Genomic DNA, 19,104 nt, shown 5'->3' on the forward strand with positions numbered 1-19,104 from the left:
GGTTCTGGAAACTCTCGCCGTCGCGCAGCCGTGCCGATTACTTCGCGCCGAGGAGCTCGACGTCGAAGATCAGCGTGGCGTTCGGCGGGATCACGCCGCCGGCGCCGCGGGCGCCGTAGCCGAGCTGCGGCGGGATGATCAGGGTGCGCTTCCCGCCGGTCTTCATGGTGGCGACGCCCTCGTCCCAGCCCTTGATCACCTGGCCGGCGCCGAGGGGGAAGCTGAAGGGCTGGTTGCGGTCGCGGGACGAGTCGAACTTCTTGCCCTTCTTGCCGCCCTCGTCGAGCCAGCCGGTGTACTGGACGGTGACCTGCTGGCCGGCCTTCGGCTCAGGCCCGGTGCCGACGACCTCGTCCTGATACTTGAGGCCCGACGGGGTGGTCACGGTCTCGGCAGTGGCGGCTGTGGTCATGGCGATCAACGCGGCTCCGAAGAGGGGGGACAGGCGAGGCATGGTTTCTCCCTGGAGCCGGCGCCGTGCGCGCCGGCCGTCGGGAGGCCTTCTATCGCCTCGAACCCGTCCAGGCCAGGGAGGCCGCCGACCGCGGCTCCAGGCGCTCAGGCGGCCCGGACGCCGTCGAGGAAGCGGCCGACCTCGGCGGTCAGGCGCGCGGCCTGGGCCGACAGGGCGGCGGCCGCGCCCAGCACCTCGCCGGCCGCNGAGGCCGCGGCCACGCCGGCGATGTGGCCGGTGACCGCGGCCGCGCCCTGCGCCGCCTGCCCGACGTTGCGGACGATCTCGCGGGTGGCCGCGCCCTGCTGCTCCACCGCCACCGCGATCGACGTCGCCACGCCGTCGATGTCGCGAATCCGGGCCGTGATGGTCCCGATCGCCGCCACGGCCTGGCCGGTCGAGGCCTGGACCCGCCCGATCTGGCCCGCGATCTCCTGCGTGGCCCGGGCGGTCTGCTCGGCCAGCGCCTTCACCTCGGTGGCCACGACCGCGAAGCCGCGACCGGCCGCACCGGCACGCGCGGCCTCGATCGTGACGTTGAGCGCCAGCAGGTTGGTCTGGCCCGCGATGGTCGAGATCAGCCCGACGACGTCGCCGATCCGCGTCACCGCCTCGCTCAGCTCCTGGACCAGCGCGCCGGTCTGGTCGGCCTCCGCGACGGCCGCCCGCGCGAGGCTGGCCGAGCCGTCGACCTGCCGGCCGATCTCCTCGACCGAGGCGCCGAGCTCCTCGGCGGCGGCCGCCACGGTGCCGACGTTGCTGGCCGCCTGCTCGGCCGCGGCCGCGACGGTGGTGGACTGCCCGGCGGTCTCGGCCGCGGTCTCGGTCATGCTCCGGGCGGTCGCCTGCAGCGCCGCGGCCGCGGCCGAGACCTGCGCGATGACGCCGCCGACCGCCCCCTCGAAGCGCTCGGCCGTCTCGCGCACGCTGCTCCGGCGCTGCGCCTCGGCGGCCTGCCGGGCCTCGTCCGCCTCCGCCTCGAGGCGCCGGGACCGGACCAAGTTGTCCTTGAACACCTGCACGGCGCGGGCCATGGCGCCGATCTCGTTGCGCCGCCTCAGGCCCGGGACGAGGACGGCGGCATCCCCGGCCGCGAGGGCCTCCATGGCCGCGGTGATCCTCCGGATCGGCCGCAGCACGCCGCGGAACAGCGCGAGCATCCCGAGCGCGACGAGCAGCAGGGTCGCGCACAGGGCCACCCCGTCGCGCAGGAGGGTGCTCCGCGCCGCGCCGGAGAGGGCCTCGGCCCGGGCGCTCATCTCGTCGAGACAGACGAAGGCGAGGTCGACGAGCGTGACCTGCTCGGGGGTGTCGAGGCTGCGCGCCTCAGCGAGCGTCAGTCCCGGCGGCGCGCCGCGACTCAGCGCGTGCGCCACGGCGCGCCGCCGGGCGAGGGGCGCGCCGTCGAAATTGTTGGCCTGCGCCCGGCGGAACGCGGCCCGGACCGTCTCGGACGCGTCCGAGGCGGCCTCGGTCGCCGCCTTCCAGGCCGCGTCGAGCCGTCCCCGCTCCTCGGCGGCCGCGATGGTCTCGTCGAGCGACCAGGACACCCCGGCCGCCAGGGACGTCTGCACGCGCAGCGCGACGGCGCCGTTGGCCATGCGCGTCGACCACGCCGCCCGCTTCAGGGCGAGGTCGCGCCGGAGGATCCCGTCGGACAGCGGGATCGCGGCGTCCACGGCGTCGCTCGTGGCGATCAGGGCATCCAGCATCTCCTGGAAGGCGGCCTTCGCCTCGGACGAGACCGCGCCGTCGCGCCGCGCGCCCGACAGGTTCAGGGCCGCGTCGACCCGCGGCCGGAGGCGCTCGACGCGTCCGCTCGCCTCCTGCAACCGTCCGAGGGTCGCGGCCACGGCGGAGAGATCCAGCCCGTCGAGCAGCGGCTGCGCCGCGGCGAGCCCCGCGATCGCCCGCCGACGGTCCGCGTAGAGCGACGCGCGGGTCCCGGCCTCGACGGGCTCCGCGGCGGCGAGGAATTGCAGCGTCGCGCCCCGCTCGAACCGGGTCACGTTCAGCGTTTGGAGAAGGGCGCGGCTCGCCCGCACCAGGGTGATGACCCGCTCGGCCTCGGACGCCCTCTGCCGCGCCCCCCGCACGGCGCCCGTCGCGTAGCCCAGCATGATCGTGGCCATGACGACGAGGACGAGACTCATGGTCGTCCGGATGGACAGGTCCCGTACGCGCATCGTGCTCCGGCTCCGGCCGCCCGATCGGCCGGGCGCACCAGATCATAGCAAGTTTTTCTCCACACAAACCGGACTCCGCGGACGAGCACAGGCGCCGGCGGACATTGAACTGCCGTCTCTCGAACTATCGTCTCGCGTCGAGACCCGACAGCGCCCGAACAACCGCGCCGATACGCTCGGCCTATTCTTGACACACCGCGGATACGGCGCGAAAGAAACTTCTATCTTCCCTGTGCGCAAGGACGTCCATCCCCGGAACAGGACGCCCCGTCCGGGAGCACCCGCGCCGGAATCGGGGGCGAGCCCGCGGGGCCGTGTCAGCCGGCCAGAAGCCCCGCGAAATGGGCCACGAGCCGCCGGGCGACCTCCTCCTTGCCGAGGCGCGGCCAGGTCTCCACCGCGCCGTCCCGCCGGATCAGGTGCACCGTGTTGTCGACGCCGCCCATGACGCCGCCCTCGGCCGACACGTCGTTGGCCACGATCAGGTCGCAGCCCTTCCGGGCGATCTTCGCCCGGGCGTGCTCGACGACCGTGTCGGTCTCGGCGGCGAACCCGACCACGAGGGGCGGGCGCCCGGAGGGCAGGCGCGCGACGGTGGCGAGGATGTCGGGATTCTCGACCAGCGGCATCGGTGCCGGCCCGGTGCCGTCCTTCTTGATCTTCTTGCTGCCGGCCTCCTGTTCCGGGCGCCAGTCGGCGACCGCGGCGGCGAAGATCGCGATGTCGGCCGGCAGCGCGGCCTCGACGGCGGCGAGCATCTGGCGGGCGGTCTCGACACGGACGACGGCGACGCCCGGCGGGTCGGGGAGCGCCACCGGCCCGGAGACCAGGGTCACGGCGGCACCGGCCGCGGCGGCGGCCTCGGCGATGGCGTGGCCCTGGCGGCCGGAGGAGCGGTTGGCGATGTAGCGGACCGGATCGATCGGCTCGTGGGTGGGGCCCGAGGTCACGAGCACCCGCCGACCGGCCAGGGGCCTGTCCCCGGCCGGGACGCCGAGCATCCGCTCGAGCGCGTCGGCGATCTCGTTGGGCTCGGCCATGCGGCCGGGACCGGATTCGGGCTCGGCCATCCGTCCGGAATTCGGGCCGACGATCCGGACGCCGTCGCCCTCCAGGCTCGCGCGGTTCCGGCGGGTGGCCGGATGGGCCCACATCTGGACGTTCATGGCCGGCGCGATCAGGATCGGCAGGGTGGTGGCCAGCAGGATCGTGGTGGCGAGGTCGGCCGCGTGGCCGCCGGCCATGCGGGCCATCAGGTTGGCGGTGGCGGGCGCCACCACCACGGCATCCGCCTGACGGGCGAGCTTGATGTGCCCGATCTCGGCCTCGGAGGCGCGGTCGAACAGGTCGGTATGCGCCCGCTCACCCGCGAGCGCGGCCGCCGCGAGCGGCGTCACGAATTCCTGCGCCCCCGCGGTCAGAACGGGGCAGACGCTGGCGCCTCGCTCGCGCAGCCGGCGGATCAGGTCCAGCGCCTTGTAGGCCGCGATGCCGCCGCCGATGACGAGGAGGACGCGGCGATGGGCGAGGGTCTCGGTCATGCCGCCGACCCTCTGCGCGCCGGCGCGCGCGCGTCAAGCGGCCTCAGGCCGCGGCCGGGACCGCCGGCGCCTTCAGGCCGCCGAACCGGCGCTCGCGGCGGCCGAACTCGGCCACGGCCTCGGCGAGGTCCTCGGGCCCGAAATCGGGCCACATCCGCTCGGTGAAGTGCAGCTCGGCATAGGCCGCCTCCCACAGCATGAAGTCGGAGAGGCGCCGCTCGCCGCCGGTGCGGATCAGCAGGTCGACATCGACCGGGGAGCCGTGCATCGGGCCGGCGACCAGATTGCCGAAGCTCTCGCGCGTCGGCTCCTCGCCAGCGAGGCGCTGCGCCGCCGCGATGATCGCGTCGCGGGCCGAGTAGTCCACGCAGATCCGCAGATGCAGCCGGGTCCCCGCCGCCGTGGCGGCCTCCGCGGCCGCGATCGCCTGGGGGATCCCGTCCGGCAGACGGTCGCGCCGGCCGACGACGCTGAGCCGGGTGCCGGTGCGGGCGAGGCGCTGGGTCTCGTTGCGCAGGTACGAGCGCAGGAGCCGCATCAGGCCGCCGACCTCCTCGATGGGCCGCTGCCAATTATCCGCCGAGAAGGCGTAGAGCGTGAGCGTGCCGATGCCGTGATCCGGGCAGGCCTCGGCGGTGCGCCGGATCGCCTCGACGCCCCGGTGGTGGCCGGCCAGCCGCGGCAGGCCGCGCTGCGTGGCCCAGCGCCCGTTGCCGTCCATGATGATCGCGGCGTGCAGGGCTCCCGGCACCGCTTCGCTTTGCATCGTAAAGTCTCCCGGCATGGGCGTGGCGGAGAAGTCTATCGAGATGGGGTTAACATTCCCGGCGGGACGGGCAGTCTCACGCCGTTTTCGTGGCCGGATCGAGGCCGCGGACGCCGGCTTCGGGGCCGCGCTCGGCCGCCTCCGCGGCGTCGCGCACCACCTGTTCCAGCACGCCGAGATAGCCGATGAAACGCTGCCGCCCGACCGGGGTGAGGCGGCAGATCGTCTGCGACCGGTTCTGGGCGAAGCGCTTCTCGAGGCTCACCAGATCCGCCTCGCTCAGCACGGCGAGGTGGCGGCTCAGGTTGCCGTCGGTGAGCCCGCACAGGCGCTTGAGATCCGGGAAGGGCAGCCCTTTCGGATGCGCCACCAGGGAGGTCAGCACGCTCAGGCGCGCCCGCTCGTGGATGATCCTGTCGAGCCCCTCGTAGGAGAATCGCCCCTCGGAACGGTCAGCGGCCGTCATCGAAGGCCCGGGCTCCGTGATGGATGATCCCGGCCAGCCACGCTTGGCCGATCAGGAAGGGCAGGCCCATCGTCCAGGGGGACAGGGCCCGCGTCTCGGCCGAGACCGCCAGCACGGCGAGCCCGGCGAGCAGGTACCACGCGCCGACGCCCTGGACCGCCCGGGGCAGGATCCGCGCGGAGGCGAACAGGCCGAGGCCGACCAGCACCTGCCAGAGACCCGGCAGCATCCAGACCTCCCCGGGGGCGAAGCGGGCGATGACCAGGGCGAGGCAGGCCCCCGCGCCCGCGGCCGGCAGAAACACCTCGATGGCGTTCCACACCATCGCGTCGGCGAGGCCGGAATGCAGGCGCCGGCTGCGCCGGACCGCCTCGACGCCGATCATCGCGAAGGCCGCCAGGGCCGCCGCGATCCAGAGGCCGAAGAACAGGCCCGGCCGGGCCGCGGGATCGCCGAGCCACAGGGCCTGCCCGGCCGCGCAGGCCAGCGCGAGGCCGCCGGTGCCGGCCACCGTCGCCGCCCCCAGGCCGCGGAACGCCGTGTCGCGGGCGATCTGCGACCGGATCGCCACGATGTCGGCCAGCGCCTTGTCCAGGTCCTGCATGTGCCTCAAGCCCCCGGCTGCAGCATGCTTCGCACCCCACTTTGCATCGCAAAGTATCGCCCAGGTCGGCTCACCGCAAGCCGATTTCCTGCGTATGGATGCGGATCTTCTCAGCATCCGGGAGCGCGGTCGAGGTCGCCCCCGGGTGAATTCTACCGATCGGTTGTATTCGCCACACCGTCTTTAGTGGAAAGGCGGTTCGCCGATCCGCCGGCCATCCCCCCGGCGATCCGCAAGGCGATCCGCCCGGCCGCGGCACGGCCGGCCGCCCACGAAAGCCGTCAAACCGCACCCGCGCAGGGTTTCTCCGACGACGGTCCGGGCCCATATTGTTCTCATGCCCGCACCGAAGAAACCGCGCGCCGCCTCCGTCACGGCCACGTCCGCGAAGGCGTCGAAGCCCGAGCTGAAGCCCCTGGACACCTATCTGGCGGAGCTCCTGAACCCGGCGCTCAACCGGAACCGTCCGGCCGCCGTCGCTCCGCCGCCCGAGCCGCCCGCACGGCCGGGCCGGAAGGCGGGCGGCGAGAAGGCGGGCGCCACCAAGGCCGCGACCCGGCGGGCCGAGATCGCCCGCGACGGCTTCGCGGAGGCGCCGCAGGCCGGCTACGCGCTCGGCGACGCCGCGGATGTCGACCCGCGCCTCGCGCAGGCGCTCGGCCTGACGCCGCCCGAGGACGGACCGGTGCCGGAGGGCGCCGACCTGCCCGATCCCGGCACCGACGGCGGCGCCTCGGCGACGGTCTCGGCGCTGGAGCGGCTGCTCACCGAGGGCAACCCGCTGTTCAAGGACGGCAAGACCTGGACGCCCCACCGCCCGGAACGGCCGCAGAAATCCGAGGGCGGCGTCCGGTTCACGCTCAAATCCGACTTCACGCCGGCCGGCGACCAGCCCAGGGCCATCGCCGAGCTGGTCGGCGGCGTGCAGGCGCTGGAGCGCGACCAGGTGCTGCTCGGCGTGACCGGCTCGGGCAAGACCTTCACGATGGCCAAGATCATCGAGGAGACGCAGCGCCCGGCCCTGATCCTGGCGCCCAACAAGACGCTGGCCGCGCAGCTCTACGGGGAGTTCAAGGCGTTCTTCCCCGACAACGCGGTCGAGTACTTCGTCTCTTACTACGACTATTACCAGCCCGAGGCTTACGTCCCGCGCTCCGACACGTTCATCGAGAAGGAATCCTCGATCAACGAGCAGATCGACCGGATGCGCCACGCCGCCACCCGCGCCCTGCTGGAGCGGGACGACGTCATCATCGTCGCCTCGGTCTCGTGCATCTACGGCATCGGCTCGGTCGAGACCTACACGGCGATGTCGTTCACGGTCTCGCTCGGCGAGCGCATCGAGCAGCGCCAGCTGATCGCCGACCTCGTGGCCCTGCAGTACAAGCGGATCCAGTCGGATTTCGCCCGCGGCACCTTCCGGGTGCGCGGCGATTCGATCGAGCTGTGGCCGGCCCACTTGGAAGACCGCGGCTGGCGGATCGGCCTGTTCGGCGACGAGGTCGAGAGCATCGTCGAGTTCGACCCGCTCACCGGCAAGACCATCTCCGAATTGAAGTTCGTGAAGGTCTACGCGAACTCGCATTACGTGACGCCGCGCCCGACGCTGCAGCAGGCGATCAAGGGCATCAAGCACGAGCTGAAGGGCCGGATCGAGGAGCTGACCAAGATGGGCCGGCTGATCGAGGCGCAGCGCATCGACCAGCGCTGCACCTTCGATATCGAGATGATCGAGGCGACCGGCGCCTGCAACGGCATCGAGAACTACTCCCGCTACCTCACCGGCCGGAAGCCGGGCGAGCCGCCGCCGACCCTGTTCGAGTACCTGCCCGACAACGCCCTGGTCTTCACCGACGAGAGCCACGTCACCGTGCCGCAGATCGGCGGCATGTACCGGGGCGACTTCCGCCGCAAGGCGACGCTCGCCGAATACGGCTTCCGGCTGCCGTCCTGCCTCGACAACCGCCCGCTGCGCTTCGAGGAGTGGGACGCGATGCGGCCGATGACGGTCCACGTCTCGGCGACGCCCGGCAAGTGGGAGATGGAGCAGACCGGCGGCGTCTTCGCCGAGCAGGTCATCCGCCCGACCGGCCTCGTCGACCCGGTGATCGAGGTGCGCCCGGCCCGCAGCCAGGTCGACGATCTGCTGGGCGAGGTCCGGGACGTCGCGCAGGCCGGCTACCGGACGCTCGTGACCACGCTGACCAAGCGCATGGCCGAGGACCTCACCGAGTACCTGCACGAGAACAGCGTGCGGGTGCGCTACATGCACTCCGACATCGACACGCTGGAGCGGATCGAGATCATCCGCGACCTCCGGCTCGGCGCCTTCGACGTGCTGATCGGCATCAACCTGCTGCGCGAGGGCCTCGACATCCCGGAATGCGCCCTGGTGGCGATCCTCGACGCCGACAAGGAGGGCTTCCTCCGCTCGGAGACCTCGCTGATCCAGACGATCGGCCGCGCGGCCCGCAACGCCGACGCGCGCTGCATCCTCTACGCGGACAACGTCACCGGCTCGATGGAGCGGGCGATGGCCGAGACCGAGCGCCGCCGCGCCAAGCAGCTCGCCTACAATGAAGAGCACGGGATCACGCCGCAGAGCGTGAAGCGCGGCATCGCCGACATCCTCAGCAGCGTGTTCGAGCGCGACCACGTCCAGGTCGATACCGGTCTGGCCAAGGACGCGATCACGGTCGGCCACAACCTCAAGGCCGTGATGGCCGACTTGGAGAAGCGGATGCGGGCAGCGGCCGCAGACCTCGACTTCGAGGAGGCGGCGCGGCTGCGCGACGAGCTCAAGCGGCTCCAGGCGACCGAGCTCCTGGTCTCGGACGACCCGATGGCCCGGCAGGGCGACGTGGAGCGCGAGGCCGGCAAGTTCGGCCGGAAGCCGCCGCGCGGGGCAGGGGGCAGCCGCATCGCCAAGCCCGACCTCGACCATATGGGCCCGGGGACGGACCGGGAGCTGCCGGTGGGCGGCGCCGCACCGCTCTGGCAGGAGCGGCCGAAGCCGCGCTCGACGCAGGGCCTCGGCGGGCAGAAGCCCAAATACAAGGGCGGCGGCGGGCGGCGGCGGGGCTGATCCGGCCGCCGATGCCTCAGGCGGCCTCGCTGCCCCGGCCGAGGCCGTGTCCCGGCCCGGCCTCGCCGGCGTCGACGATGGCCTGCGCGATCCGGACCACGAGGACGTTGCAGGCCTCGTCGTAGGCATGGGGATCCGCGCGGACCGCCGCCTCGACGATCGCGCCCGCCTGCTCGCGGACGATGTCACGGGCGGTGCGCAGCGCGTCGGCAAACGGCTCAAACGGTCGGGGCATCGTCGCGCTCCGGAAGCGCCGGGCCTTCGAGCCCGGATTGGCGCCAGGAACGGGCCGCGCGGCGAAACTGTTCCCGCCGCCGCTGGACGCGGATGCCGCACCGGCCCAGATCAGCCGCGATGAGAGACGAGCACGCGATGGCCTCAGAGACGAACACGCTTCCGACCCTCGACGACGAGACCCTGGCCTTCGCGGCCCGGGTCTTCCAGTACGCCCGGATGGGCCACGCGGAGGACCTCGCCGCGCTGTTCGGCCAGGGGCTGCCGGCGAACCTGCGCAACGACAAGGGCGACAGCCTGCTGATGCTGGCCGCCTATAACGGCCAGGCGGACGCCGCCCGGGTGATCCTGGAGGCCGGCGGCGACCCGGAACTCGCCAACGACCGCGGCCAGACGCCGCTCGCCGGCGCGGCCTTCAAGAACGATCTCGCCGTCGCGCAGCTCCTGCTCCGGCACGGGGCCGCGGTGGACGGGACCGGCGACGGCACCCGCACGGCGCTCATGACCGCCGCGATGTTCGACCGCACCGAGATGGTGGACCTGCTCCTCCAGCACGGCGCCGACCCGGACCGCCGCGACGCCTCCGGCCAGAGCGCCGCCGACATGGCCCGGGCGATGGGTGCCCAGGCGACGCCGGCGCAGCTCGACGGGGCGGCCCGGCGGCAAGCTTAGGCCCGCCCCTCGAGAACAGGCCTGATCGGGCGCGACGGTCGCCGCACATGGGAGCACAGCTTTGCCGCGATGGATTGGGGCCGCCTTGCTGGCCTGCCTTGCAGGACCCGCCGCCCTCGGTGCGGCCTCCGCCGCCGAGACGCCCTGGCCGGCCTTCGGGCACGACCCGAGCAACCGCAACTTCTCCGACTTGGCCCAGATCAACCGCGACAGCGTCGGGCGGCTGCGCCCCGCCTGGATCTTCCAGACCGGGATCACCGGCTACTTCCAGGCCCAGCCGGTGATGGTGGACGGCACCCTCTACGTCTCGACGACGCAGAACAACGTCGCCGCCCTCGACGCGCGGACCGGCACGCCCCTCTGGACCTACACCCACAAGCCGCGCACCGAGAAGATCTTCGGTCCGCCCTCGAACCGCGGCCTCGCGGTGTCGGGGGGCCTCGTCTTCGAGGCGACGATGGACGGGCAGCTGATCGCGCTGGACGCCAAGACCGGCAGGGTCGTCTGGGAGAAGGAGGCGGTGCGCCCGGAGGAGGGCGAGACCGAGACCGCCTCGGGCCTCGCCGCGACGCTCGGCGGCAAGCCCGTCCAGGGGTCGAGCCGCCTCGGCTTCAAGATGCCGCCGCTGGTCGCCGACGGGCTGGTGATCGTCGGCGTCACCGGCGCCGGCTACGGCCTCCATATCGCGGACGAGGCGGGCGGTCTCGACGGCGGCGCGGTGGTCGGGATCGAGGGCGGCTACGGCCGGCGCGGCTGGCTCGCGGCCTACGACGCGAAGACGGGCGCGGAGCGCTGGCGCTGGTACGTCACGCCGTCGGAAGGTTGGGAGGGCGGCTTCGTGGCGCAGACCGCCGACGGCACGCCGCTCCACCGCGACATCGCCGCCGAGAAGGCGGCCGCACCCGCCAACCGCGACGCGTGGCGGGTCGGCGGCGGCTCCCTCTGGATGACGCCCGCCTACGACCCCGCTCTCGGCCTGATCTTCCTCGGCACCGGCAACCCGGCGCCGCAGAATTTCGGCCTGTCGCGCCCGGGGGACAACCTCTACACGATGTGCCTCGTGGCGCTGGACGTGAAAACCGGCACGCTGCGCTGGTACTACCAGCAGGTCCCGCACGACGAGTGGGGCTACGACGTCGCCGCGCCGCCCTTCCTGCTCGACATGCCCGGCGGCGCCAAGGCGGTGGCCTCGGCGAGCAAGACCGGCTGGATCTACGTCCACGACCGCGCGACGGGCCGACTGATCGAGCGCTCGGCCCCGCTCATCGACCAGAAGAACCTGTTCGCGCCGCCGACCCCGCAGGGCACGGTGGTGGCGCCCGGACCCCTCGGCGCCGTCTCGTGGCCGCCCACCGCCTATGACGGGACGCGCGCCTACGTGCAGGTGCGCCACGGGGCGACGACCTACACGGTGAAGACCGTGCCGGCCGCCGGCGGGCGTCCGGAGATCCGCTACACGGAGACCGGCGAGGCCAAGGGCGAGCCGTCCTTCAGCACGCTCACCGCCGTCGACCTCGCGGATGGCGGCAGGATCGCGTGGTCGGTCCGCGGCGGGAGCCGCCTCTCCGGGGGCACGCTGGCGACCGCCGGCGGCCTCGTCTTCTCGGGCGAGGAGGACGGCCATCTCGACGCCCACGACGCGCGGGACGGCCGGATCCTCTGGCGCTTCCAGTGCGGGGCCGGCATCAGCGGGCCGGCGATGACCTACGCCCTCGACGGCAAGCAGTACCTCGCGGTGGCGGCGGGGGGCGCGTCGTTCACGCGGGCCTCCGGGTTCGGAACCGGCGACGCGCTGCTGGTCTTCGCGCTGCCCGATTGACCGCGGCCGAGCTCGTCCGGACGCGCCCCGCTTCCGGCCGACGATTGGCCATCGCCGACGACGATGGCGGGTCGGCATGAGGAGAGCGGGGGCGAAACGGCGATCCGGCGGGCGGATCGCAGGCGCCGCCGGCGACCCGCGCCGTCGCGATGCCCGAGCGGATCGGCCCCGCCGGCTTCATCTTCGGCGCCTCGCGGAAGGCGTGGATGGATCGCGCGGCCCGCCGGGCGCTCCGCCGTGCGGCGCGCGGCGTGACGGGACACCCCGACGGAGCGGCCGCCGCGCGCCTTCATCCGCGGCACGATCGCTGTCGCGGCCCCGGGCCTAGCGCGTGACGAGGAGGGACAGCGCGCACAGGGCGCTCACGCCGAGCGCGAACGTCACGTTGGTCCAAGCGAAACGAGCCCTGCCCGGCATGCAGATTCTCCGCGCCTTCTCCGCGTGAATGCCGACCAACGAATTCGCGGAGAAGTTGTTTCCGCCCGCTGCCGGACACAATCCGACGGACGGGGTGCCGGGCCGTTCGCGGAGAGACGCGCGCCGCGGAAGGCGCGCACGACGCGCGGCCGCCGCGGACGGTACAAGACTCTCGGGCGACCGGACCGCCTCAGCGCGCCGCGACGGCGTAGCGGGTGCGCAGGCGCAGGCCGAACACCGCCATCATGAACATGCAGCAGGTGGCGTTGTTGCCGTTGTAGAGCACCGTCTCGAAGGAGGCCGAGACGAGCCCGAGAAACCACAGCCTCAGGAACAGCATGGTCTCCGCGTCGAGACGCGTCCCGCCGGCCACGCGCTGCAGGTCGCGCACCGGGGCGAGCACGAAGGCCACCACGGTCAGGGCGAGGAACGGCAGGCCGCCGATCAGCGCGGTGTCGAGATAGGCGTTGTGGGCGTGGTCGACGGTGTTGACCCAGGTCAGCTCCTCGGAGCCGGCATACATGGTCCGCTCGGTCATCCAGAAGGCGCCGATGCCCCAGCCGCGCCAGGGCCGGATCATGATGTTGTCGATGGCGAACTGCCAGATCTCGCTGCGGCCCGTGAAGGTCGCGTCGGTGAGCAGCGACCCCACCGCGTCCTGGATCGGCGGCGCCAGCACCGAGCCGATCGAGATCAGCGAGAACCCGATCACGGGACCGAGGAGCAGCAGGCGGCGCAGGAACCCGCCGGTCAGGACCTGGCACAGGCCGGTGACGGCGAGGATCACCGGCAGGAGCAGGATCGCCGTCTTGGAGCCGCTCGCCACCAGGAATCCGGCCGCCAGGAGCACGATCGCCCAGCCGAGGACGCGGCTCGCCACGGTGGCGACGTAGAGGCCCACGATCACCAGGATCACCATGGCAGCGCCGGCCTCGTTCTTCTGCGGGAAGATCCCGCGCCAGAGGCCCGGATGGCTTGGGTCGGAGTTGACGTCGAAGGCCGAGTGGATCGCGAGGTTCGGCACGAAGGCCACCGCGAGGTAGGAGGCGAGTACGATCACCAGCGCGGAGCCGGCCATGGTCAAGGCCAGCTGTCGGGGCGAACGGGCCACGATCAGCACGCCCGCCGAGAGCATCGCGGCGATGGCGAAGAGCGCGAGCCGCCGCAGCGACAGGCTCGGCTCGACGGAGAGCAGCGCCGTCGCCCCGAGCCAGACGGCGCACAGCACGAGCGGGCGCGTCATCAGGGGGCGGAGGTGGCGCACGCCGATCCGGTGGATCGCTGCCGCCATGGCGGCGCCGGCGGTGAGGAATAGGATCTGCGTCAGCAGGCTGCCGTCCTCGGAGGCCGCCAGCATCGACCGGTCGGACAGGTCCTTCAACCAGACGTGGTTCCAGAGCAGGACGAAGACGGCCCCGTTCAGGATCACGCGCAGCACGTCCGGCACGTCGCGGCCCGCGACGCCGCGCTGCCGCCCGTCGGCCGGGATCCCGATCACCGCGTCCGCAGAAGCCATGCCGTCCCACCGCGTGGCCGCGCCGCGCGGCCGGTACCATTCTAGCGGCGCGCGGGTGCGGGGCGATGGAAAATCGGACGGTCGCGCCCGACGATCGCGCGATAACCTTGACGCGAGCCGGAAGCGATCAGCGCCGCATCGTGTACTGCGAGCGGCCGGCGGATTGCCGCATCAGGAACGACGCCATCTCGGCGAGCTCCGGCGCCTTCGAGCGGAAGGTGACGGACAGCGCGAGCAGCGTGTCCTTGTGGTCAAGGCCGGGATAGATCCGCTCCTGGACGGGAACGTGCTCGGCGCGCAGCTTGGCGGCGAGGCTGACCGTGTGCCGCGGCTTCACAACCGTGTCGGCGTCGCCGGTCGCCAGGAAGGCGGGGGGCGAGAGCGGGCCCGCGAAGGCGATCGGCTGCGTTGCCTCCGGATCGGGGGCCTTGCCGAACACCTTGATGGTGGTGTCCTGATCGAGCGGCAGGAAGTCGTAGGGTCCGGACAGGCCCGCGACGGCCTTGATCGCCTTGGGGTCGACCCCGGCCGCGATCACGTAGCGCGGGTCGAGGCCGAGCATCACGGCATTGTAGGCGCCCGCCGAGTGGCCGGCGAGCACGATGCGGCGCGGGTCGCCGCCATAGGCCGCGATGTTGTCGCGGACCCAGGCGATGGCCTCGGCGCCGTCCTCCAGGAAGCCCGGGAACGGTGCCTCCGGGTAGAGCCGGTAATCCGGCAGGACCGTGACGAAGCCCTGCGCGGCGAGGGCGTGCCCGACGAAGGCGTAGTCGTCCTTGGCGCCGCTCTGCCAGGAGCCGCCGTAGAAGAACACCAGGACCGGCGCGTTCTCGGCTGCCGCCGTGGGAACGTAGACGTCCAGCCGCCGCCGCGGCCCCTCGCCGAAGGGCTGGTCCTTCGCGGCGAGCCGCCCCCCCGGATCGCGCGGGCCAATCGCGTCGAACAGGGCGAGCGGCGAGGCAGCGGTGAAGCCGAACGCGGCGAGCCCGAGGCAGAGGAGGCTAGCGAGCGCGGTGAGGAGTCGTGTCATATCCCATCCGGTTGTCCCGACCGGGCCATACCGCACCGCCCTCGGGGCGGATTGATGACGGTCCCGCGGCGGATCGCGAAAAATCAGGTCCGGAGCACGATGCAGGCGCCGCCGACCTTGCGGATGCGGCCGCACAGGTCGTCGGCCGCCTGCCGGCTCTGCGCCGGGATGCGGATCCGGTAGAAGGCGCGGGTCCCGCGGTTGCGCAGGCGCGTGCCGATGATCATCGGCCGCACTTCGCCGATCACCCCCGCGTAGGCGCTCCGGGCGCGGTTGAAGCTCTGGAGCGCCAGCGCCTTGGAGAAGTTGCCCGCGAGCTGGATGCCCCAGGGGGCGGCCGGTCCCTCGTTGAGGCCGAGGGCGAAGCGGTCGCCGCGCGACGGGATGCGCAGGCTGGCGGTCACCTGCAGGCAGGTCTGCGGCGCTTCCGGCTTGGCGTCCTTCTGGTCCTTCGCGTCCTTGGCCTCGGGCTTTGCGGGCGCGCCGCCCTCCGGGAACTCGATCCCCTTGGCGGGACCGGTCCGCCAGTCGTCCACCGGCTGGCCCGTGATGGCGGCCACGTAGGCCCGGGTCTCGGCCGGCAGGCCGCCGTCGCCGGCGAGCCACTTGCTGACCCGCGCGGCGCCGCCGTTATAGGCCGCGGCGGCGAGCCCCAGATTGCCGAACTGGGTCTTCAGGTCGGCGAGCAGGTGGGCCGCGTGCGGGATCGCCTGCTCGGGGTCGAACGGGTCGAGGAGGCCGCGCTCGCGGGCCGTCCCGGGCATGAACTGCGCGACGCCCTGCGCGCCGGCCGGGCTGACGACGCCCACGCGAAAGCTGCTCTCGCGCCAGATCAGCCGCGTCAGGAACGGCACCGGCAGGCCGCGGGCCTTGGCGGAGTCGTCGATGAGGCGGCACAGCGCCTGCTCGACGGTCTCGGTCGCTCCCTCGGACGGGGCGGCCGCGGCCGGAGGCGCGCAGGCGAGGGCGAGGAGCAGCGCGCCGAGGCGCAGGGGCGGGGCGTTCACGCCGCGCATGTAGCGACGCGCCGGGGCGGATCAATCCGCGCGGCCAACCTTCCTGGGGGAACATCCGGCCCGGACGCCCGAGCGTTGCACCTTTGCGCACTGGCGCGACCGGGCCGCGCCGTCGTAGCGTTCCGGCTTCAGAGAGCCGCCTGCGAGGCGGCCCCATGGGAGATGCGCCGATGTCCGATCTGGCAACCCTGCGCGGCCTGTCCGGCCTGAGCCCCGCGCCGGCCCCGCTCAAGGGCTCGGCGCTCGTGATGATCGACCTGCAGCAGACTTACCGGGAGGGCGTGATGCGGCTCGACGGCGTCGAGCCCGCGCTCCGGGAGGCGGCGGCGCTCCTGCGACGGGCCCGCGACGCGGGGATCCCGGTGATCCACGTCCGCCACGATGCCGGGCCGGGCACGCCCTACGACGTGACCGCGCCCATCGGCCAGATCAGCCCGGAAGTCGCGCCGCAGGGCGACGAGCCGGTGATCACCAAGGCCTATCCGAGCTCCTTCGTGGGCACCGACCTCCAGGCGCGGCTCGAGCAAGCCGGCGTGAAGGACGTCGTCCTGGCGGGCTTCATGACGCATATGTGCGTCAACTCCACCGCCCGGAGCGCCTTCAACCTCGGGTTCCGCCCCACCGTCGTGGCGTCCGCCACGGCGACGCGCGACCTGCCCGGACCGGACGGCGGCGTGGTGCCGGCGGCCCAGCTGCAGGCCGCGAGCCTCGCGGCCCTCGGCGACCTGTTCGCCGTGGTCGCGCGCAAGCAGGGCGATATCCCCGACTGAGCCGGACTGAAGACTGCGGAAAGGTCCCGGCCCCGGCCGACATCGCGCGGCGCCGCGATCAGGCCAGGAGCCGGCCGATCTCGGCGATCACCGCCCCGAGCCCCGGCCGCCCGTCGGGATCCGGCCCCGTGCAGGCCTGCGCCAGGGCGCGCAGCGAGTCCGGCGGCGCGGCGCAGCGGTCGAGCGTCGCGGCTGCAGCTCGCGAGGCTCGGCGGCCCGGCGAGCGCGCGCCAGTGCGCCGGCAGGAGCCGGAGCAGCAGTCCCGTCGCGCCGTCGGGATGGCCGGCGAGCCGGCCGAGCGCGCCGGTGAGGGCCGGGTGCGTCCCGGCGGCGAGGCAGGCCTCCATCTCCCGCTCGGGCAGGCCGTCGCTGGTCATCGCGCCCTTGAACAGCTTCAGCGCCACGTCCTGCCCGCCGGACGGCCCCCGCCAGCGGGCCCGGTGGACCCGCCCGGAGGCGCCCTCGCCGAGCAGGTCGCCGAGGGTCAGGTCCGTCCACGGCACCGCAGGGGCCGCCACCGGCGCCGTCGCCGGCTCGGCGGGGTTGCCGGCATAGGCGATCCAGGCGAGGCGGGGCAGGCGCGCGAGCCACGGCGGGATCGCCGCGAGGCGATTGCAGGCGAGCCGGATCAGCTCGAGGTCGCCCGCCCCCGACAGGCTGTCGGGCAGCGCCGTGAGCCGGTTGCCCGCCATCATCAGCTTCTGCAGGCGCGGCCGCTCGCCGAGGGCGGCGGGCAGCGCCGCGATCGCGTTGTCGGTCAGCGTCAGCCAGCGCAGGTCGCGCGGCAGCGATTCCGCCGGGACCTCGCGGATGCCGCAGCCGCGGAAGCCCAGCTGGCTCAGCGCCGGGCAGGCGCCGAGCACCGGTGGCAGGCGCGGGAACGGGTTGCCGGAGCAGAACAGCACGCGCAGGCGGTGGAGGCGGGCGAGATCGTCCGGCAGGTCGGCGAGGCTGCCCCGGCCGAGATCCAGCACCTCCAGCGTGTCGGCGAGGGCGAAGACCTCGTCGGGCACCGCCGCGAGCCCGTCGGGCAGCCGCAGCTCGCGCGCGCCGCCGAGATCGCCGCGCCGCAGGGCGGCGAGGGTTTCGCTCCGGTCCAAGCCTCAGCCCCGCTTGAAGAACGCGTCGGCCGCGCCCTGCGCCGCCTGCTTGGCGGCCCGCGCCGCCTCGAGCCGGGCGATCTCGGCGCGCAGGAGCGCGACGCGCTCGTCGAGATCCCCGAGCGAGAGCGTGTCGAGGGGCTGCCCGATCTCGTGGGCAACGGCCTTGCGCGGCCGGTCGTCGTCGTCCCGCACGTCGTGTCCTCCCTACAGGAACGGTGTTCCGGCCCCGTCCCGGTCGAGGCCGAGATGGGCCGCCACGGTGGCGCCGATATCCGCGAAGGTCTCCCGCCGCCCGATCGGCCGGGCGGCCACGCCTGGGCCGAAGGCCAGGACCGGGACCTGCTCGCGGGTGTGGTCGGTCCCGGTCCAGGTCGGATCGTTGCCGTGGTCGGCCGTGACGACCGCGAGGTCGCCCGGCGCCAGCGCCGCCAGGATCTCGGGGATCCGGGCGTCGAACGCCTCCAGCTCCGCGGCGTAGCCCGGCACGTCGCGGCGGTGGCCGTGCTCGGTGTCGAAATCGACGAGGTTGACGAAGATCAGGCCGCCCTCCGGGAGCGTCGCCAGCGCGTCGAGCCCCGCGGTCACGCAGGCCGCGTTCGGGCCCGGCCTGATCTCGCGGCCGGTGGCGCGGTGGGCGAAGATGTCGCCGATCTTGCCGACGCTCACCACCGCGCGGCCGGCCGCCGCGGCGCGGTCCAGCAGCGTGCGCCCGGGCGGGGCGACGGCGAAATCCTTGCGGTTGCCGGTCCGGCGGAAGCCGGTCTCCGGCGCGCCCACGAACGGCCGGGCGATCACCCGACAGACGCGGTAGGGGTCGCACAGGCGGCGCGCCACGCGGCACAGGTCGTAGAGCCGCTCCAGCCCGAACGCCTCCTCGTGGGCGGCGATCTGGAACACGCTGTCGGCCGAGGTGTAGCAGATCGGCCGGCCGGTCCGGAGGTGCTCGGCGCCCAGCGCGTCGATGATCGCGACGCCCGGCGCGTGGCAGTCGCCCAGGATGCCCGGGAGACCGCCCTCGGCGACGAGCGCGCGGGTCAGCTCCGGCGGGAAGGCCGGGCGGGTGTCGGGAAAGTGCCCCCAGGGCTCGGTCAGGGGCAGGCCGGCGATCTCCCAGTGGCCGGAGGGCGTGTCCTTGCCGGCGGCCGTCTCCACCGCGTGGCCGTAGGCGCCGCGCGGCGGCCCGGCCGGGGCGAGGTTCGGCGGGATGCGGCCCGAGGCCCCGGCGGCCGCCAGGCCGAGCCCGAGTTCGGCGAGGTGGGGCACGCTCAGGGGACCCGCGCGCAGCCCCGGCCGGTCGCCGCGGCCGTCCGCGCACCGCTCGGCGATGTGCCCCAGCGTGTCGGACCCTGCATCGCCGTAGCGGTCCGCGTCCGGGGCCCCGCCGACGCCCACGGAATCGAGGACGATGATGAGGGCGCGCGCCAC

16 protein-coding genes and 1 pseudogene are annotated in these 19,104 nt (G+C 73.5%); 4 read left to right on the forward strand and 13 right to left on the reverse strand.

The window, feature by feature from the left end; genetic code table 11:
• Nucleotides 1-37: 37 nt before the first annotated feature.
• The 6 genes from MOTC310_RS20330 to MOTC310_RS20355 all read right to left on the reverse strand — a co-directional run bounded on the left by MOTC310_RS20330 (nucleotide 38) and on the right by MOTC310_RS20355 (nucleotide 6,017).
• A complete protein-coding gene (locus MOTC310_RS20330; RefSeq protein WP_043345483.1) occupies nucleotides 38-454 on the reverse strand; it encodes an FKBP-type peptidyl-prolyl cis-trans isomerase in 417 nt (138 codons plus the stop codon).
• Nucleotides 455-558: 104 nt separating this feature from the next.
• On the reverse strand, nucleotides 559-2,640 hold the full coding sequence (locus tag MOTC310_RS20335; RefSeq protein WP_331303093.1) for a methyl-accepting chemotaxis protein: 2,082 nt from the start codon (nucleotides 2,638-2,640) through the stop codon (nucleotides 559-561).
• Nucleotides 2,641-2,957: 317 nt separating this feature from the next.
• A complete protein-coding gene (gene coaBC, locus MOTC310_RS20340; RefSeq protein WP_331303094.1) occupies nucleotides 2,958-4,181 on the reverse strand; it encodes a bifunctional phosphopantothenoylcysteine decarboxylase/phosphopantothenate--cysteine ligase CoaBC in 1,224 nt (407 codons plus the stop codon).
• Between the two features lie 43 nt (nucleotides 4,182-4,224).
• Complete coding sequence (locus MOTC310_RS20345) at nucleotides 4,225-4,947, reverse strand: di-trans,poly-cis-decaprenylcistransferase (protein WP_331289966.1); 723 nt, start codon at nucleotides 4,945-4,947, stop codon at nucleotides 4,225-4,227.
• A 76-nt stretch (nucleotides 4,948-5,023) separates the two neighbouring features.
• Nucleotides 5,024-5,413, reverse strand: coding sequence for a transcriptional regulator (locus MOTC310_RS20350; protein WP_331289965.1), 390 nt, complete (start codon nucleotides 5,411-5,413; stop codon nucleotides 5,024-5,026).
• The gene (locus MOTC310_RS20355; RefSeq protein ID WP_331303095.1) at nucleotides 5,400-6,017 is read right to left on the reverse strand and encodes a hypothetical protein; all 618 of its coding nucleotides are present in this window, start codon (nucleotides 6,015-6,017) and stop codon (nucleotides 5,400-5,402) included. The genes MOTC310_RS20350 and MOTC310_RS20355 overlap by 14 nt, the downstream gene beginning before the upstream one ends.
• 337 nt (nucleotides 6,018-6,354) lie before the next feature.
• On the opposite strand from MOTC310_RS20355, the gene uvrB reads away from it, so the two are divergent.
• The gene (gene uvrB, locus MOTC310_RS20360) at nucleotides 6,355-9,102 is read left to right on the forward strand and encodes an excinuclease ABC subunit UvrB (protein WP_331303096.1); all 2,748 of its coding nucleotides are present in this window, start codon (nucleotides 6,355-6,357) and stop codon (nucleotides 9,100-9,102) included.
• A gap of 16 nt (nucleotides 9,103-9,118) precedes the next feature.
• On the opposite strand, the gene MOTC310_RS20365 is transcribed toward uvrB, so the two are convergent.
• Nucleotides 9,119-9,337 (reverse strand): hypothetical protein, encoded by a 219-nt coding sequence (locus MOTC310_RS20365; RefSeq protein ID WP_331289962.1) that lies wholly within the window; start codon nucleotides 9,335-9,337, stop codon nucleotides 9,119-9,121.
• 137 nt (nucleotides 9,338-9,474) lie between these two features.
• On the opposite strand from MOTC310_RS20365, the gene MOTC310_RS20370 reads away from it, so the two are divergent.
• The gene (locus MOTC310_RS20370) at nucleotides 9,475-10,008 is read left to right on the forward strand and encodes an ankyrin repeat domain-containing protein (RefSeq protein ID WP_331303097.1); all 534 of its coding nucleotides are present in this window, start codon (nucleotides 9,475-9,477) and stop codon (nucleotides 10,006-10,008) included.
• 61 nt (nucleotides 10,009-10,069) lie between these two features.
• Entirely contained in the window at nucleotides 10,070-11,827 is a 1,758-nt protein-coding gene (locus MOTC310_RS20375; RefSeq protein ID WP_419539937.1) for a pyrroloquinoline quinone-dependent dehydrogenase, read from the forward strand.
• 607 nt (nucleotides 11,828-12,434) lie between these two features.
• Here the strand turns inward: MOTC310_RS20375 and MOTC310_RS20380 are convergent.
• From MOTC310_RS20380 to MOTC310_RS20390, 3 genes are all read right to left on the reverse strand, one after another.
• Nucleotides 12,435-13,760 (reverse strand): O-antigen ligase family protein, encoded by a 1,326-nt coding sequence (locus tag MOTC310_RS20380; protein ID WP_331289960.1) that lies wholly within the window; start codon nucleotides 13,758-13,760, stop codon nucleotides 12,435-12,437.
• 127 nt (nucleotides 13,761-13,887) lie between these two features.
• A complete protein-coding gene (locus MOTC310_RS20385) occupies nucleotides 13,888-14,790 on the reverse strand; it encodes an alpha/beta hydrolase (protein ID WP_331303099.1) in 903 nt (300 codons plus the stop codon).
• 83 nt (nucleotides 14,791-14,873) lie between these two features.
• Nucleotides 14,874-15,806: a lytic transglycosylase domain-containing protein gene (locus MOTC310_RS20390; protein WP_331303100.1), complete on the reverse strand. Its 933-nt coding sequence runs from the start codon at nucleotides 15,804-15,806 to the stop codon at nucleotides 14,874-14,876.
• Between the two features lie 170 nt (nucleotides 15,807-15,976).
• On the opposite strand from MOTC310_RS20390, the gene MOTC310_RS20395 reads away from it, so the two are divergent.
• A complete protein-coding gene (locus tag MOTC310_RS20395; RefSeq protein WP_331303101.1) occupies nucleotides 15,977-16,576 on the forward strand; it encodes a cysteine hydrolase family protein in 600 nt (199 codons plus the stop codon).
• A gap of 119 nt (nucleotides 16,577-16,695) precedes the next feature.
• Here the strand turns inward: MOTC310_RS20395 and MOTC310_RS20400 are convergent.
• The 3 genes and pseudogenes from MOTC310_RS20400 to MOTC310_RS20410 form a co-directional block, all read right to left on the reverse strand.
• Nucleotides 16,696-17,676 (reverse strand): annotated as a pseudogene (locus MOTC310_RS20400) (leucine-rich repeat domain-containing protein); the annotation flags it as partial.
• 3 nt (nucleotides 17,677-17,679) lie between these two features.
• Complete coding sequence (locus tag MOTC310_RS20405; protein ID WP_012317818.1) at nucleotides 17,680-17,871, reverse strand: DUF1192 domain-containing protein; 192 nt, start codon at nucleotides 17,869-17,871, stop codon at nucleotides 17,680-17,682.
• A 12-nt stretch (nucleotides 17,872-17,883) separates the two neighbouring features.
• Nucleotides 17,884-19,104, reverse strand: coding sequence for a phosphopentomutase (locus MOTC310_RS20410; protein WP_331303102.1), 1,221 nt, complete (start codon nucleotides 19,102-19,104; stop codon nucleotides 17,884-17,886).

This window comes from Methylobacterium oryzae (assembly GCF_036441375.1).
GTDB lineage: Bacteria > Pseudomonadota > Alphaproteobacteria > Rhizobiales > Beijerinckiaceae > Methylobacterium > Methylobacterium oryzae_A.

Bases quoted from the DNA above. Each gene is read 5' to 3' on its own strand.
- MOTC310_RS20370 (WP_331303097.1), top strand. From the start codon at position 9,475: ATGGCCTCAGAGACGAACACGCTTCCGACCCTCGACGACGAGACCCTG.
- MOTC310_RS20380 (WP_331289960.1), bottom strand. From the start codon at position 13,760: ATGGCTTCTGCGGACGCGGTGATCGGGATCCCGGCCGACGGGCGGCAG.
- MOTC310_RS20365 (WP_331289962.1), bottom strand. From the start codon at position 9,337: ATGCCCCGACCGTTTGAGCCGTTTGCCGACGCGCTGCGCACCGCCCGT.
- coaBC (WP_331303094.1), bottom strand. From the start codon at position 4,181: ATGACCGAGACCCTCGCCCATCGCCGCGTCCTCCTCGTCATCGGCGGC.
- MOTC310_RS20350 (WP_331289965.1), bottom strand. From the start codon at position 5,413: ATGACGGCCGCTGACCGTTCCGAGGGGCGATTCTCCTACGAGGGGCTC.
- MOTC310_RS20330 (WP_043345483.1), bottom strand. From the start codon at position 454: ATGCCTCGCCTGTCCCCCCTCTTCGGAGCCGCGTTGATCGCCATGACC.
- MOTC310_RS20390 (WP_331303100.1), bottom strand. From the start codon at position 15,806: ATGCGCGGCGTGAACGCCCCGCCCCTGCGCCTCGGCGCGCTGCTCCTC.
- MOTC310_RS20395 (WP_331303101.1), top strand. From the start codon at position 15,977: ATGTCCGATCTGGCAACCCTGCGCGGCCTGTCCGGCCTGAGCCCCGCG.
- uvrB (WP_331303096.1), top strand. From the start codon at position 6,355: ATGCCCGCACCGAAGAAACCGCGCGCCGCCTCCGTCACGGCCACGTCC.
- MOTC310_RS20345 (WP_331289966.1), bottom strand. From the start codon at position 4,947: ATGCAAAGCGAAGCGGTGCCGGGAGCCCTGCACGCCGCGATCATCATG.
- MOTC310_RS20355 (WP_331303095.1), bottom strand. From the start codon at position 6,017: ATGCAGGACCTGGACAAGGCGCTGGCCGACATCGTGGCGATCCGGTCG.
- MOTC310_RS20385 (WP_331303099.1), bottom strand. From the start codon at position 14,790: ATGACACGACTCCTCACCGCGCTCGCTAGCCTCCTCTGCCTCGGGCTC.